Origin of the sequence: Paenibacillus lentus, assembly GCF_003931855.1 — a bacterium.
GTDB lineage: Bacteria > Bacillota > Bacilli > Paenibacillales > Paenibacillaceae > Fontibacillus > Fontibacillus lentus.
In genome coordinates this window covers 833,216-847,202 of record NZ_CP034248.1, presented here as the reverse complement: position 1 = coordinate 847,202, position 13,987 = coordinate 833,216, and the positions used below count along the sequence as shown (strand labels likewise).

13 protein-coding genes are annotated in these 13,987 nt (G+C 49.7%); 8 read left to right on the top strand and 5 right to left on the bottom strand.

The genetic code is table 11. The features are described from left to right. Positions 1-23 precede the first annotated feature (23 nt). The 3 genes from EIM92_RS03845 (at position 24) to trxB (ending at position 4,174) form a co-directional block, all read left to right on the top strand. Entirely contained in the window at positions 24-971 is a 948-nt protein-coding gene (locus EIM92_RS03845) for a ribose-phosphate diphosphokinase (RefSeq protein ID WP_125081563.1), read from the top strand. Positions 972-1,337: 366 nt separating this feature from the next. After that, positions 1,338-3,068 carry a tetratricopeptide repeat protein gene (locus tag EIM92_RS03840; protein WP_425464172.1) on the top strand — a complete coding sequence of 577 codons (1,731 nt, stop codon included), beginning with the start codon at positions 1,338-1,340 and terminating at the stop codon, positions 3,066-3,068. A 149-nt stretch (positions 3,069-3,217) separates the two neighbouring features. Beyond that, positions 3,218-4,174, top strand: a complete 957-nt coding sequence (trxB, locus tag EIM92_RS03835) for a thioredoxin-disulfide reductase (RefSeq protein ID WP_125081562.1) — start codon at positions 3,218-3,220, stop codon at positions 4,172-4,174. A 179-nt stretch (positions 4,175-4,353) separates the two neighbouring features. On the opposite strand, the gene EIM92_RS03830 is transcribed toward trxB, so the two are convergent. The 5 genes from EIM92_RS03830 to EIM92_RS03810 form a co-directional block, all read right to left on the bottom strand. Then, complete coding sequence (locus EIM92_RS03830; protein WP_125081561.1) at positions 4,354-5,088, bottom strand: ABC transporter permease; 735 nt, start codon at positions 5,086-5,088, stop codon at positions 4,354-4,356. A gap of 2 nt (positions 5,089-5,090) precedes the next feature. Further along, the gene (locus tag EIM92_RS03825) at positions 5,091-5,804 is read right to left on the bottom strand and encodes an ABC transporter permease (RefSeq protein WP_125084992.1); all 714 of its coding nucleotides are present in this window, start codon (positions 5,802-5,804) and stop codon (positions 5,091-5,093) included. Then, entirely contained in the window at positions 5,804-6,715 is a 912-nt protein-coding gene (locus EIM92_RS03820) for an ABC transporter ATP-binding protein (protein ID WP_125081560.1), read from the bottom strand. Before EIM92_RS03820 ends, EIM92_RS03825 begins: the two co-directional genes overlap by 1 nt. A 103-nt stretch (positions 6,716-6,818) precedes the next feature. Then, complete coding sequence (locus EIM92_RS03815; RefSeq protein ID WP_211344424.1) at positions 6,819-8,246, bottom strand: sensor histidine kinase; 1,428 nt, start codon at positions 8,244-8,246, stop codon at positions 6,819-6,821. Between the two features lie 5 nt (positions 8,247-8,251). Continuing rightward, a complete protein-coding gene (locus EIM92_RS03810) occupies positions 8,252-8,929 on the bottom strand; it encodes a response regulator transcription factor (RefSeq protein ID WP_125081558.1) in 678 nt (225 codons plus the stop codon). A 172-nt stretch (positions 8,930-9,101) separates the two neighbouring features. On the opposite strand from EIM92_RS03810, the gene EIM92_RS03805 reads away from it, so the two are divergent. The 5 genes from EIM92_RS03805 (at position 9,102) to EIM92_RS03785 (ending at position 13,985) form a co-directional block, all read left to right on the top strand. Then, positions 9,102-9,329, top strand: coding sequence for a DUF1858 domain-containing protein (locus EIM92_RS03805; protein ID WP_125081557.1), 228 nt, complete (start codon positions 9,102-9,104; stop codon positions 9,327-9,329). Between the two features lie 87 nt (positions 9,330-9,416). Then, positions 9,417-10,679: a DUF438 domain-containing protein gene (locus EIM92_RS03800; protein WP_125081556.1), complete on the top strand. Its 1,263-nt coding sequence runs from the start codon at positions 9,417-9,419 to the stop codon at positions 10,677-10,679. Between the two features lie 275 nt (positions 10,680-10,954). Then, positions 10,955-11,905, top strand: coding sequence for an ROK family glucokinase (locus EIM92_RS03795; RefSeq protein WP_125081555.1), 951 nt, complete (start codon positions 10,955-10,957; stop codon positions 11,903-11,905). Positions 11,906-12,087: 182 nt separating this feature from the next. Continuing rightward, positions 12,088-12,981: an RNase adapter RapZ gene (gene rapZ, locus EIM92_RS03790; protein ID WP_125081554.1), complete on the top strand. Its 894-nt coding sequence runs from the start codon at positions 12,088-12,090 to the stop codon at positions 12,979-12,981. Between the two features lie 17 nt (positions 12,982-12,998). Then, positions 12,999-13,985 (top strand): gluconeogenesis factor YvcK family protein, encoded by a 987-nt coding sequence (locus EIM92_RS03785; RefSeq protein ID WP_125081553.1) that lies wholly within the window; start codon positions 12,999-13,001, stop codon positions 13,983-13,985. The last annotated feature ends 2 nt before the right edge of the window (positions 13,986-13,987 follow it).

Here is a 13,987-nt window from a genome sequence, read left to right as displayed (position 1 = left end):
TACAAATGATCCAGGAGGATGTTATGGAATCCAGGCTGAGAATTTTTTCGGGTTCATCCAATCCAAGATTGACGGCCCAGATTTGCAAGCGGCTAGGCGTTGAGCCTGGCAAGGTCAAACTGTCCCGATTTAAAAGCGGAGAAATCTATGTCCATTATGAAGAGAGCATCCGCAATTCCGATGTGTTTCTGGTGCAGTCTCTCTCTCATCCGATCAATGAGCTGTTCGTTGAGCTGCTGGTCATGATTGACGCAGCCAAGCGAGCTTCGGCGCGGACGGTCAATATCATAATGCCGTATTATGGTTATGCGCGGCAGGAGCGCAAGTCGGCTCCGCGGGAACCGATTTCCGCAAAGCTGCTGGCTGATGTGCTGACCACTGCCGGGGCGAGCCGGGTAGCAACGATCGACTTGCACGCTCCGGCTATTCAAGGGTTCTTTAACATTCCTGTTGATCATTTGACTGCGCTGGATTTGATGACAGAATATTTGCAGGCACAGAACATATCTAATCCAGTCGTTGTATCACCGGACGCCGGGCGGGCATCCATGGCGGAGAAGCTGGCTAGCGGGCTGGATTCACCGTTCGCGATTATGATCAAGAAGCGGCCGGCCCATAACGAGTCGGTTATTACGCATGTAATTGGGGATGTTGCGGGGTATACACCGATCATTATTGAGGATCTCATTGATACTGGATCTACAATTGTAAATGTCGTGGAGGGGCTAAAGGAACGTGGTGCCAATGACGCCTATGTCTGTGCCACGCACGGGCTGTTCTCGGATCAAGCGGTGGAGCGTCTTCATCATAAGAATATTCGAGAAGTCATTGTGACGGACTCGATCGAGCTGCCGGAGCCGCCGCCTGCCCATTTTAAAGTGCTGTCCGTAGCTCCGATGCTATCCCAGGCGATTCAGTTCATCGTGGAGGGCGGGTCCATTGCAGCTTTGTTCAGAGATCGTGGAATTTAAGAATGAAATGCTACGAGCATATAAAAGAGCCAGAATCAGAATCTTCGTGGAGGATTTCTGGTTCTTTTTCATTTTAAGGCTTGTGGCGATGATGGCCTAGAATCAGCCACAAGGCCAACCCGGCAATTAATGCTAGAGGGACTAAGATAATCAATATAGTTACTACAATGTTTTCCCATAAAATCCCCACTGGAACTCGCTCCTCTATTGTAAAATTTATCATCTAAATTATATTTCTGGATAAATTAGTTTTTTCCTCTAAATCCGGAAGCAATCCGTATTTTACCTTCCCGATTCCCCGTGGGAGGAGGGCCTCCACTATGGTATACTGTGTGGGAGAGATAGGGATAGAAGGAGGTGCCTTGATTGAAGAAGAACAAAGTCCAGATGGAAGACATACAGACGAATGTGCTGCCGCTTTCTATGGATGCGAACTTTTTCTTTGAGAGAGCTGTCTCATCATTAGACCGCAATCGCTATGACAAGGCATTGAAATATTTTCGTAAAGCAGTGGAATACGAACCGGGTAATCCGGTAAATCATTGCAATATGGCGGGCATCCTGTCCGAAATGGGCGATTATGAGGCATCCAATGCCGTATTGTCCGCCATTTTACGGGACATTGATCCGTCCATGACGGAATGTTATTTCTATATGGCTAACAATTATGCGAATATGGAGCAGTTTGAAGCGGCAGAAGAGGCATTAATTACGTATTTAGAAGAAGATGAGAGCGGACAGTTTCTAGCAGAAGCCGAAGAAATGATGGATTTGCTGCAGTATGAGCTGCATCGTCCGACGAAATTAAAGAGCATCAAAGCGCGTGAAGGCATGGTCGAGCACGATTTAGCCCGTGAGCTGCTGGAGGAAGGGAAATTCATCCAGGCAGTGAAGCTGTTGGAGGGTATTGTTGCCGAGTATCCGGACTTTCTGGCCGCTCGTAACAATTTGGCGCTAGGCTACTATTATCTGGGGCTATTTCCAGAGGCGTTGGACACGATCCACGAAGTGCTGGAGCAGGATGCAGGTAATTTGCATGGTCTATGCAATTTGGCTGTATTTTTACAGCGTGAAGGAAATGTAGAGGCACTGGACAAGCTGAGGGAGCTGCTGCGAATCGTCGTTCCATTCCATCAGGAGCATTTGTTCAAGCTGGCGACGACGATGGGCATTTTGGGCGAGCACGAAGCAGCTTATATGCACTTTAGGCGGCTTCTTAAAGATCCAGAGGTGAATGGCGATCCTACCTTATATCATTACGCAGCGGTGGCCGCATACAATACCGGGCGCTGTTCGGTCGCCAAAGCGCTCTGGCGGCAGCTGAAGAAGCTTGATCCTGATTCGGGTATATCCTCTTTTTATTTAAACCGAATGGATGATTATGAGCTACACGGGCAGTATCCTCCGATCAGCTATCATTATAACCTTCCTTTTGAAGAGCAGCTTAAGTATCCGGAAAAATGGGAGAATGGCTTGCCTCCAGACATCCGGGAGAATCCCCTTATCCGATCTTCCTTCTTTTGGGCTTTACGCCATGGCGATCATCATACGAAGCTTCAAGTGATTCAGACGCTTCGCTTGATTGCCGATCCGGAGGTTGAGGAAGCGCTCCTGGCATTTTTGCTAATTCCGGAAGAGGATGTCTACTTAAAGGACATGGCTGTATTCGTGTTGCGTTCACTTGGCGTAAAAGGGCCGGTACCTATATGGAAAGACGGGGGGACCACGATGATTGACCCCAGCAAAATAGGTGCCAACTTACCGGTATGGCGCAGTGAATGGCAGGCGGTGATCGATTTGGCCGTGAAGCGGATCGGGAAAGTCTCGGATCTACAATTACAGCATGATATCGAAACGCTGTGGGTAGACTTTTTGACTCGACTATATCCAGATATTCCAGCGATGGCCCATATTGAAGGCTGGGCAGCAGCACTGGACTACTTGACCGCCAAAATGCATCGCAAATCGATTACCTATGAGGAGATCGCCAAGCGCTACGGTATTTCCGCATCTACGGCCAGTAAGTATGCCCGGCGGGTAGACCAGGTATGTAATGTTAAAGAGAAAGTGAATCGTACAATTCCTTTCGTCCAATAAGTTCACGGGAGTATGGAGGCTTATTGCAGGCCAGCGGGTAAAGTAAGCCAGACTTGGGTAAAACTTGTGTATAGGATCAATTACATAATAGATCATAAGTAATTATGAATTGATTTAATACACAAGGGATACCAGGGAGGTTTGGGTTAATGTACAAAGCGATTGTGATTGGAACCGGGCCGGCGGGGCTGACGGCAGCAATTTACTTGGCCCGCGCGAACTTGAATCCGCTCGTGATCGAGGGGATGGAACCTGGGGGGCAATTGACGACGACAACGGAGGTTGAGAACTTTCCGGGGTTTCCGCAAGGTATCATGGGTCCGGAGCTGATGGATCAGATGCGAAAGCAGGCGGAACGATTTGGAGCGAAATTCAGAAGCGGATGGGTACAAGAGGTGGATTTTGGCACAAGGCCCTTTAAATTGACCCTGGAGGGCGGGGAGGCTTTGGAGTCAGAGACGGTCATAATCTCTACCGGAGCATCCGCGAAATATCTCGGCATTCCTGGAGAGAAGGAGAATGTGGGCCGTGGGGTAAGCACCTGCGCGACTTGTGATGGATTTTTCTTCCGTGGCAAAAAAATCATCGTCATCGGCGGTGGAGATTCAGCTATGGAGGAGGCCAGCTTTTTAACGCGCTTTGCGGCTAGCGTAACGGTCGTGCATCGCCGCGATGAGCTGCGTGCCTCGAAGATTATGCAGGATCGCGCTCGGGGTAATGAGAAGGTCGAATGGGCGCTGAATCGTACGCCGATAGAGGTGTCTACAGACGAGCAGGGCGCGGTCACCGGACTTAAGGTCCGTAATAATGCGACCCAAGAGGAAGAGCTCATTCCGGCGGATGGGATTTTTATTGCGATTGGCCATACGCCGAATACGAAGTTTCTGGGCGGCCAAATTGTAACAGACGAGCACGGCTATATTATTGTGCAGCCGGGAACAACGATGACGAATGTCGAGGGCGTGTTCGCCTGCGGCGACGTACAAGATACACGCTACCGCCAAGCGATTACCGCTGCAGGCTCCGGCTGCATGGCGGCGTTGGATTGTGAGAAGCTGCTGGAGGGCGCTATGGTGCGCGATTGGAGTGAAACGCTGAACCCGTAAAGTTGGATGAAAAGCGAAATATTGAAAATCAAGGTATTTATGAATAAAGAGCCTAAAGAGCCTGAGGAATCCCTCAGGCTCTTTAGGGCTTTTTCAGGTTCTTAAAAGTCACCCCGTACTTTCAGGGGCATCTAGAATATGCCTTCAGCTTGGGAATGAACTACCTCCGCACGCTTTGTTTAAATTTCCTTCCGGCGGAAATAGGTAAGTCCAGTTAGACAGAATAGCAGAAAGCTGCCCAGGACGGTGATCAGCAAGCTTGGGTAGGGCAGGTTAAAGGCGCCGAAGTCAGCCTCGCCGCTTGGCATCATGGCGAGCAGTGGCTGAGCCCAAGGATAGAACGGGCCATAGGTGGACGAATTAACGATGAGCATATTCGGAATCGTCAGCGATACGTTCAGCGCAAGCGGTGCCGCAAAGCTCGCCCAGTTCAGCGACACGCCAAGCTGCAGCGCAACCAGCGGCAGGCAGGCAATCCACCCGCCTATAATGCTTCGGAAGAACATTCCCCAAGGCATAGGACCAGGGAAATCATGGAAGCTTACAGCAGCAATCAGAGACACTAGGAAGAAGAGTTGGCTAAGCGCAAGCAGGGCGGTCACGACGGCAAATTTCGCGAGATATACGCCTGTACGCGATACGGGCAGGACAAGCAGCTGCTTCCAGCCGCCGCCAGTATGCTCGTAGCGGCAGATGAAGGCTGCGAATAATCCGGCCATAATCGGCAGGAACAGCATGCCGTGCAGCATGACCATGGCGCCGAGTATGATCGGCCATGGATCAGCACCCGCAGGCACGGATACTAATGCACCGATTAATAATGAAAGGAGCGGGCTAGCCAGAATAATGAGCCAAATGCCAGAACGGGACATTTTGAGCGATTCCGCAGATAAAATTCGCAAAAAATTCCGCATGGTCAGTCCACATCCTTTCGGTTAAAGTGCAGCAGGCTGATCAGCATAATGAAGAGCCCCAAAACCGTGCCGCCGATGATGAAGGGCAACGGGTTGTCGCCCCCTAGGGCCAACGTGGGCCAATTGAGCGGTAGCCACGCGGATAAATCCACCGTAAAGGGCGAGATAATCGCTGCGGCTACGCCAGTCGATACTGGAAGGGCTTGATTGCGAAGTGTAAGCGACAGCCAAAGCTGAAGGGCCAATAGCGGCCAAGCTGCTAAATATGGATAAAAGCCCATGGAAAGCAGCTCCTGGACTGGTAGAGCAGGCCCAAAGCCAAGAATGAATCCCAGTCCTGCAGTACAAAGTGGCAGCAGCAGACAGGAAGCGGTCAACAGGAGCACACAGAGTGTGAATTTGGACAGGAATACAGCGCTTCTTGAAATCGGTAGGGCCAGCAGCTGCTTCCACGAGCTCATTTGATGCTCCACATTGGCGACCAAGGAGCTGATCAAGGTACAGCCGAGGAAAAGAGCCATCGGAACGAACAGTTCGATATTGTAAATTAATCCGCCCCATAGATTGTCCTTGTATCTGTTGAATAAATAGTCAGACCGGAGTCCGAAGTTCAGCCCCTGCATCGTGACGAGACCGATGGGGGCCAGAAAGATGAGGAACCATATTCCTTTGCGGTGTATCTTTAGGAAATCGGCATGAAGCGAGCGCAGCAACATCATAATGCTCCCTCCCCGATCACTTGCATGAAGATGTCTTCCAGCGATTTCTTCTTCTGCTCTACCCGGTAGATCGCATGCCCGTTGTCGACAAGCCGTTTGACGAGATGGGCGACCTGAGGATCCTTCATGCCTGGGATGGTTATGATTCCGCCTTGGATCGTGCATATCTGGCCCAGGTCGCGGGCGATCCAGATGGCAGAATCCGGCTCGGATACGACCAGCTCGATGTCATGCTGCGCTTGAAGGCGCAAGTTATCGATGGTATCCTGGAACACCATCTTTCCTTCGCGGATAATGCCGACCTTATGAGCCATCTGCTCAACTTCGCCCAGCAAATGGCTGGAAACGAGCACAGTAATTCCGTATTGCCGTGGCATGTTCTTAATCAGCTCGCGCATTTCATGAATGCCTGAAGGATCGAGCCCATTCGTGGGCTCATCCAGAATCAGGAGCTCGGGATTTCCTAACAATGAAGCGGCAATGCCGAGCCGCTGCTTCATGCCTAGGGAGAAGCCCTTCACTGGACGCCTTGCTTCCTTGGCCAGAGACACAATTTCCAGCACTTCATCGATTCGTGATTTAGGCACGTTTAGAATCCGGCGGATCGCTTCGAGATTGTCGGTGGCGCTTAAATGGCCGTAATAGGAGGGATACTCCACGAGCGAGCCGATTCGGCGCAAAATATTCAGTTTGTTTTTTCTCAGCTCCTGTCCGAATATCGAAATCGATCCGCTTGTTGGCTGAATTAGTCCGAGCAGCATGCGGATCGTCGTTGTTTTGCCGGCTCCATTTGGTCCAAGGAAGCCGTAAATATCCCCTTTGGAAATTTCCAGGTTCAGTTGATCGACGGCAGCGCGTCCGCGGTATTTTTTCGTTAATCCTTTGGTTTGAATAATCATTTCATTCACGCTATCACCTCGGAAACCATCATATCTTCCGAAGTTTAAAAGCAGTGACCCCTGCAGTTTAAGTTTTGGTTAAGAGGTTGTTAATACGGCAGATCTGATTATTTTAAGTGATATGTGGTTCATCATAATCATGTGCCTTAAATTTATTTGTGATGGGATATATGATGAACCTTGTTCCACCAGCCGAGGATTCAGTATCAAGCTGAAGCTCCATCTCTTGAAGCAGCAAATCGATGATGGCGAGTCCAAGGCCTGCGCCTTTGGCGTTCGAATCTGCATGGAGGCCAGGGCCGTGATCTGTAATAACTAGAGCGGTTCTTCCTTTCCAGCTTATCGCATGGATGCCTACATATTTTCCTGATCCAGCATGGCGAACAATATTTTGAAACAGATTATCCAGCACGCGCCGGAAGCCCTGCGTGTCAACAGCCCACTTGAGCGGTTCCTCGGGCAAGTCGATGTCAATGTCCATTTGAGCTTTTTCCCAGACCGGATACCATGCTGCTGCACTCTCTCTGACGATGCGGTGCACATCCTGCCGTTCTAGAGACAAGGCGTATCTGCCGCTCGTTAGGAGATTATAGGATAGCAGATGGTCGATTAAGTGATCTAGGTCACCCAGCTTCGTCTGCATTAGGGATAAGGATTGCCGTCCCTGCGCGGATAAAGGCTCTTTTTCAATAGAGTAGAGATGGCTGCCCAGTACGGTCAGCGGCGTGCGCAGGTCATGGGATAGATTAGCGATCAGATTCTTTCGCAGGTCCTCTTCCTCGCGCTCTCTTCGGCGCCCTTCCTCCAATTGCTCCACCATATGATTAAAGGCTTGTTCCAGTCTGCCAATTTCGTCAGGCCGTCCCTCTGCCGTTGGTGCTGGAAGTCCGTTGTCCCCGACACGGGTCATGGCGGCTTCAAGCCGTAGTAGTCGTTGACGGATATCGCGGAAGAAGAGGTAGGACAGCAGGATGAAGACGCCAAAAATAAGGGCTGTGAATAACCCGTAGAACCGGGTATCGCTTGGGCGGCCTTGAGGCGTCAGGTAAGAGCGAGGCAGTTCGAAGACCATGAAGCCCTGACCAATCTCCTCGTGGCCACCGATTAAGGCGACTATGGTGTAAGGATCAGCATTAATTCCTGCCTTCATGAAGGCGATTGTATTCCCGGTTGACCATTTCTCGGGAAGCACAGGCTGCTCTGGAAGCTGAAGCTGTGTGAGGCCATCTCCGTCGACCCAGAATAGCGAAGCATCGGGAAATTCCCGCTTGAGCGCGGTCAGTTTGGCATTAATCTCCTTGGAGGAGGCGCCATCAAGCGCCTTTGCTTGCTGGTGCCACATCTGCTCCAGCTCATATGCGGATCCATAAGGCAGTTGATAGTTTTCCTGCCCGCTCATAATCAGCATTTGGTTCACGGCCCAGGAGGCTGCAAAGCTGGCTGGAATGAGTACGGGAATAAATACAAGGGCTGTTACAATAATTAACACGTATTGCGATAGAAGGGAGGTGCGCAGGCGCTGTAAAGGGCTTTTTCTCATAATTCTCATGATCTCACCCGGTAACCGATCCCTCGGATTGTTTCGATAATTTCGGGAGAGGCGGGATCGCGCTCCAATTTTTCGCGTAAATGCCGGATATGGACCATTAGAGATTTATCCCCTTCCAGATAGGGCTCACCCCACACAGCTTCATAGATTTGCTCCTTGGTCATAATTTGGCCGAGGTGGCGCAGCAGGTATTTGAAGATATGAAACTGCTTCCCGGTAAGGGTGACCTCCTGCCCGTTGTCTTGGTTAATAATGAGGTTCTCGCGTTCATGAATGAGCAAATGCCGGAGTTTGAGCGGCTCCGAGGAAGTATTGCCGCTGCGGCGGAGCAGCACCTCAATGCGAGCCACTAGCTCATCCGGGTGAAACGGCTTCGTCAAATAATCATCGGCGAACTCCAGACCTTGCAGCTTATCGTCGATCGAGGTTCTTGCCGAGAGCATCAAGATGGGCAGATCCGGGTACTGCTTCTTAATCCGCTGTCCGATGGTGAAGCCGTCTAGGCCTGGCAGCATAACATCGAGAATGACAAGCCGACAGACATCCGCTTGCTCTAAGGCACGTTCTCCGCTAGTCAGCCATGTTACGCGATAGCCGCGTTCCTGCAGATTCCTGCTAACCCATTCCCCAATCTCCGTATCGTCTTCAATGTATAGTAAATGAATTTGATTCATGATACTTGCCTCCTTCTCTTCCTATTGTGACAAATCTTCATAAAAAAATAAACAATATCGGTAGAGTACAAACTAGCTTGTGATTGTAATCACAAGTCGTTGCGGCTGCCTGTGCTACTTTTGATATGAGAATGGTTTTCAATCAAATTTGAAGAAACGCGGGTGAGGAATCATGGGGAAAGTAATCGATTTGCGCAAAACGGTGTACGAGTTATGTACGTCCGATCCTGAAATCATCGATATTATGGTGAACCTGGGCTTTGAGCAGCTTGCCAAGCCGGGGATGCTGCAGAGCGCGGGGCGCTTTATGACGATACCCCAGGGAGCCAGGCTGCGCAAGGTAGAGTTGGATAAGATTAAGAGCGCATTTCGCGCAAAGGGCTATGAAATTATGGAATAAGGCCAGTACGGCGAGCTGTTCGGGGCCTTTTGGATATTAAATATGGGTTAACTAGTAGGCTATAAAAAATATAAGGAGGTTACGGCGATGAGTGAAATCATCAATAATCGGGAGTATTCAGTACCAGAGCAGGGACGTCGACAGGAGCTGTTAAAGGAGATTATTAAAGAGCTGCATGAAGGAAAGAGCGTAGAGGAGGTTAAAGCGCGGTTCGAGGAAGCGGTAGGAGATGTAACCGTAGCGGAAATATCCGCCATGGAGCAAGCTTTGATGGAGGAGGAAGGAATACCTGTCTCTGAGGTACAGCGCTTATGCTCTGTCCACACGGCTATTTTTAAAGGCTCGATCGAGGAGATTCACCGCTCATCCAAGCCGGAGGAGCAGCCGGGGCATCCTGTCCATACCTTTAAGCTGGAGAACCGCGAAATTGAGCGACATGTCAATTTTAAACTGGAGCTGCATAAGGATAAATTCCAACGGGAGGACAGCAAGGAAATCGTCTACAAGCTGGTGGAGGATTTGAATCTACTCCTGGACATCGATAAGCATTATAGCCGCAAGGAAAATTTGTTGTTTCCGTATTTAGAGAGGTATGGTATCTATGGTCCCACCAAAGTCATGTGGGGCGTAGACGATGCGATTCGCGCCATGATCAAGGAAGTAAAGGAGAAACTGCTGAGCTACAGCGGCGATAGTGCGGATAAGGACACACTCATCATCGATCTGGAGCGCGTGATCACTGAGGTCAACGAGATGATCTTTAAAGAAGAGAATATTTTGCTACCGATGGCCTTGGAGAAGCTGACAGAGGATGAATGGGTTAAGATTGCCGAAGAGAGCGATGAGATCGGTTATTGTCTGGTTGCTCCGAAGGAGAAATGGATTCCCGATCGCGTTCCGCTTCCTTTTGCTGAAGAGGAGGAAGCGGTGAACGGCCATCTGCCGGAGGGGCTGATCCGGTTCGAGACAGGGATCGTGTCCGTAGCACAGATGGAAGCGATTATGAATCATCTGCCTGTCGATCTGACCTTTATCGATGAGCATGATGTCGTCCGGTACTTTTCCCACGGGAAGGAACGGATCTTCGCCCGGACGAAGGCGGTCATTGGACGCACGGTGCAGAACTGTCATCCTCCGCAAAGCATGCATATTGTGGATAAGCTGCTGGCAGACTTCAAATCTGGACGGAAGGATTCGGAGGATTTTTGGATTCCGTTTAGGGACAAATTCGTTTACATTCGTTATTTTGCCATTCGTAGTGATGATGGGAAATATATGGGAACCTTGGAGTTTACGCAAAATATCGCTCCGATCCAGGCTCTGGAGGGACAGAAGCGAATCATGTCTTGACCAGGCTATATATAAATGGTCATTTATAATATGCGAACCTCGCCAGTGGCGGGGTTTTTTGTTGGGAATTTGAAGGATTGACGCATGTCCGTAAGAAGGCGGCGAATAGATCCCTTTTGTATTCAAACACCCTTTGTGAATTTTATCATTTGCGCGAAAACCCTTGTATTTACTGGATTTTCTACAGCTCGCTTCTCTTGACCGAACCGTGTGGTTCGCTTATAGTTGGTACGTAGGATAAACTATTTTATTTGAAGAAAAAGGTGGCTTGTACAATGTCTGAAAAAATCTACATTGGTGTTGACCTTGGCGGGACTGCGATCAAAGTTGGCATCTGTAATGATGAAGGGCAGCTTCTTCATACTTATGAAGGGCCAACCGAGGCTGATAAAGGTGCCGATACCGTTGTGAACAACATCGAGCAGTATGTCCGTCAAATTGTGGAGGAATCTTCATTTGAATGGGAACAGGTAGCAGGTATCGGTGCTGGAGTTGCCGGGTTTACGGACGTACGCGAAGGGATTATCATTCTAGCACCGAATGTAGGTTTGAGGGATCTTCCGATTCGAGAGATTCTGGAGGCACGTCTGGGCAAGCCTGTCAAAATAGACAATGATGCTAACGTTGCGGCATTAGGAGAAGCATGGGGGGGCGCGGGCAAAGGCATCGATCACTGTGTCTGCGCTACGCTCGGTACGGGAGTCGGTGCAGGTATTATCTTGAATGGTAAAATTTACCAGGGCTTTGCCGGATTTGCAGGAGAACTTGGCCATATGTCAGTAGTTCCTGACCTCGAAGCGATTCAATGCGGTTGCGGTGAGAACGGATGTCTGGAGACGGTATCCTCGGCGACTGGTATTATTCGGATGGCCAACGATGCTGTGGCGAGAGGCGAGCGTACTACGTTGTCACAGGTGGAGAAAATTATGGCGAAGGACGTATTTGATGCAGCTAAAGAGGGTGACGAGGTGGCTATTCGAATTGTCAACCGTGCTGCATTTTATTTAGGGAAAGCGTTGGCCGCTGTAGCTGTCGTTCTTAATCCGGAAGTGTTCATTATTGGTGGCGGAGTATCCAAAGCTGGGGACATTTTATTTAATGAAGTGCGTAGCGTGTTCCAGAAGCTGACGCCGGAAGTATCGGCAAGAGGAGTAAGCATCGTTCCTGCAATGCTGGGCAATGATGCGGGAATGGTTGGCGCAGCTGGCCTATTTACTCGTTCGTAGGCTTGCAAAATTCGAAAAATTTAGTAGTGTTACAAGATTGTAAATGTAACTTTTAGGCTCGTAAGCTCAAAAGCAAGTCGGGGGTCTGTCATCATTTTCTGTCGATATATGCTGTCGATATTATTTTTAGATATATATAATATAGATAGAAGAGCAGGAGAACTCTACGAGGAGGGAAATGCATGTCAGACAAAGAGAAAGCATCGGTTGCAAATTTGATTATCATTACAGGCATGTCCGGGGCAGGGAAATCACTCGCTGTAAGGAGCCTGGAAGATCTAGGATTTTTCTGCGTGGACAATTTGCCTCCAGTACTCATCCCCAAATTCGCTGAGCTCATCGAGCAATCGAATGGAAAAATCGCCAAGGTGGCGCTGGTGATCGACCTGCGCGGAAGAGAATTTTTTACGGCGTTGTCCGAGTCGCTGGGCTATGTAAAGGATCACTTTACGATTAAATCTGAAATCTTATTCCTGGATGCGACAGATTCTGTATTGGTTCAACGATACAAGGAGAGCCGCCGCCGTCACCCACTCGCTCCGGATGGTATGCCGCTGGACGGTATCCGGCTTGAACGAAAAATGCTGGAGGAACTGAAGATTTCCGCCACTCAGGTGATTGATACGAGCAATATTAAGCCTGCTCAGCTTAAAGAGAAAATCATCTCCCGCTTCTCTCATTTGGAGAGCAATTATTTATCCGTTAACATCACATCCTTCGGATTTAAATACGGCATACCGATCGACGCCGATTTGGTCTTCGACGTCCGGTTTTTGCCAAACCCTCACTATATTGAGCAGCTTCGTCCACACACGGGACAAGATAGCGATGTATATGATTATGTTATGAAGTGGCCGGAGACGCAGTCTTTCTTAACCAAGCTGCTTGATATGCTGCATTTTCTGCTGCCACAATATCATAAAGAGGGAAAAAGCCAGGTCATTATCGCCATTGGCTGTACTGGAGGGAAGCATCGTTCGGTCGCCATTGCTGAATATTTGGGCCGGATGCTCGGTACTAGTGAAACGGAAACGGTTCGCGTAAGCCACAGGGATGAGGGCCGAGACCGACATTAAGAGGGTGAATCAAGACGATGAATCGAGCCAACGAAACGAAAGTGCCGCGAATTGTAGTGATGGGCGGTGGAACCGGCCTATCGGTCATGCTTCGCGGATTGAAAGAAAAACCGCTCGATATCACGGCCATTGTTACCGTCGCTGATGATGGGGGCAGCTCCGGAATACTCCGGAATGAGCTTCATATGCCTCCTCCCGGCGATATTCGTAACGTATTGACCGCGCTGGCGGACGTTGAACCATTGCTGTCGAACATGCTCAGTTACCGCTTTTCTAACGGTTCGGGACTAGCCGGGCATAGTTTGGGCAATTTAATATTAGCAGCGATTACAGATATATCCGGCGATTTCGTCACGGCTGTTCGTGAACTGAGCCGTGTGTTTGCAGTACGCGGCCGCGTACTGCCCGCTGCCGACAAGGCAGTGGTATTGCATGCGGAAATGGAAGACGGCACGATTGTCTCCGGGGAATCGAAGATTCCCGAGGCCCGCGGGAAGATCAAACGGATCTTCCTGGAGCCAGAGGAGGTTGAGCCGTTACCGGAGGCTTGTGAAGCAATTCGCGAGGCCGATGCCATTCTAATCGGTCCGGGTAGTCTCTACACGAGTATCATCCCGAATTTGCTCGTTCCAAAGCTCACTGAGGCGATTCTGGCGAATAAGGACGCCATCAAGATTTTTGTGTGCAATGTTATGACTCAGCCTGGAGAGACGGACAATTATACAGTGAGTGATCATCTGCAGGCCGTTTATGATCACGTTGGCCATCATTTATTTGATTATGTCATCGTCAATGACGGCGAAATACCGACTCAAGTGCAGGACTTCTACGCTGAGCAAGGTGCCAAACCCGTCGAGGTCGATTGGGACGTCGTAACCGGGCGAGGCTATAAGGTTATTGCGGATACACTCGTGTTGTTCCGTCGCTATTTGCGCCACGATGCCGACAAATTAAGTCAGCATATTTATCAATTGGTGCAGAACTGGAATTTACGAAAGAGGTGAGA

What these genes read in the sequence shown, in the direction of transcription:
- EIM92_RS03845 (WP_125081563.1), top strand. Translation starts at nt 24, where the DNA reads ATGGAATCCAGGCTGAGAATTTTTTCGGGTTCATCCAATCCAAGATTG.
- trxB (WP_125081562.1), top strand. Translation starts at nt 3,218, where the DNA reads ATGTACAAAGCGATTGTGATTGGAACCGGGCCGGCGGGGCTGACGGCA.
- EIM92_RS03830 (WP_125081561.1), bottom strand. Translation starts at nt 5,088, where the DNA reads ATGCGGAATTTTTTGCGAATTTTATCTGCGGAATCGCTCAAAATGTCC.
- EIM92_RS03825 (WP_125084992.1), bottom strand. Translation starts at nt 5,804, where the DNA reads ATGTTGCTGCGCTCGCTTCATGCCGATTTCCTAAAGATACACCGCAAA.
- EIM92_RS03815 (WP_211344424.1), bottom strand. Translation starts at nt 8,246, where the DNA reads ATGAGAAAAAGCCCTTTACAGCGCCTGCGCACCTCCCTTCTATCGCAA.
- EIM92_RS03810 (WP_125081558.1), bottom strand. Translation starts at nt 8,929, where the DNA reads ATGAATCAAATTCATTTACTATACATTGAAGACGATACGGAGATTGGG.
- EIM92_RS03805 (WP_125081557.1), top strand. Translation starts at nt 9,102, where the DNA reads ATGGGGAAAGTAATCGATTTGCGCAAAACGGTGTACGAGTTATGTACG.
- EIM92_RS03800 (WP_125081556.1), top strand. Translation starts at nt 9,417, where the DNA reads ATGAGTGAAATCATCAATAATCGGGAGTATTCAGTACCAGAGCAGGGA.
- EIM92_RS03795 (WP_125081555.1), top strand. Translation starts at nt 10,955, where the DNA reads ATGTCTGAAAAAATCTACATTGGTGTTGACCTTGGCGGGACTGCGATC.
- rapZ (WP_125081554.1), top strand. Translation starts at nt 12,088, where the DNA reads ATGTCAGACAAAGAGAAAGCATCGGTTGCAAATTTGATTATCATTACA.
- EIM92_RS03785 (WP_125081553.1), top strand. Translation starts at nt 12,999, where the DNA reads ATGAATCGAGCCAACGAAACGAAAGTGCCGCGAATTGTAGTGATGGGC.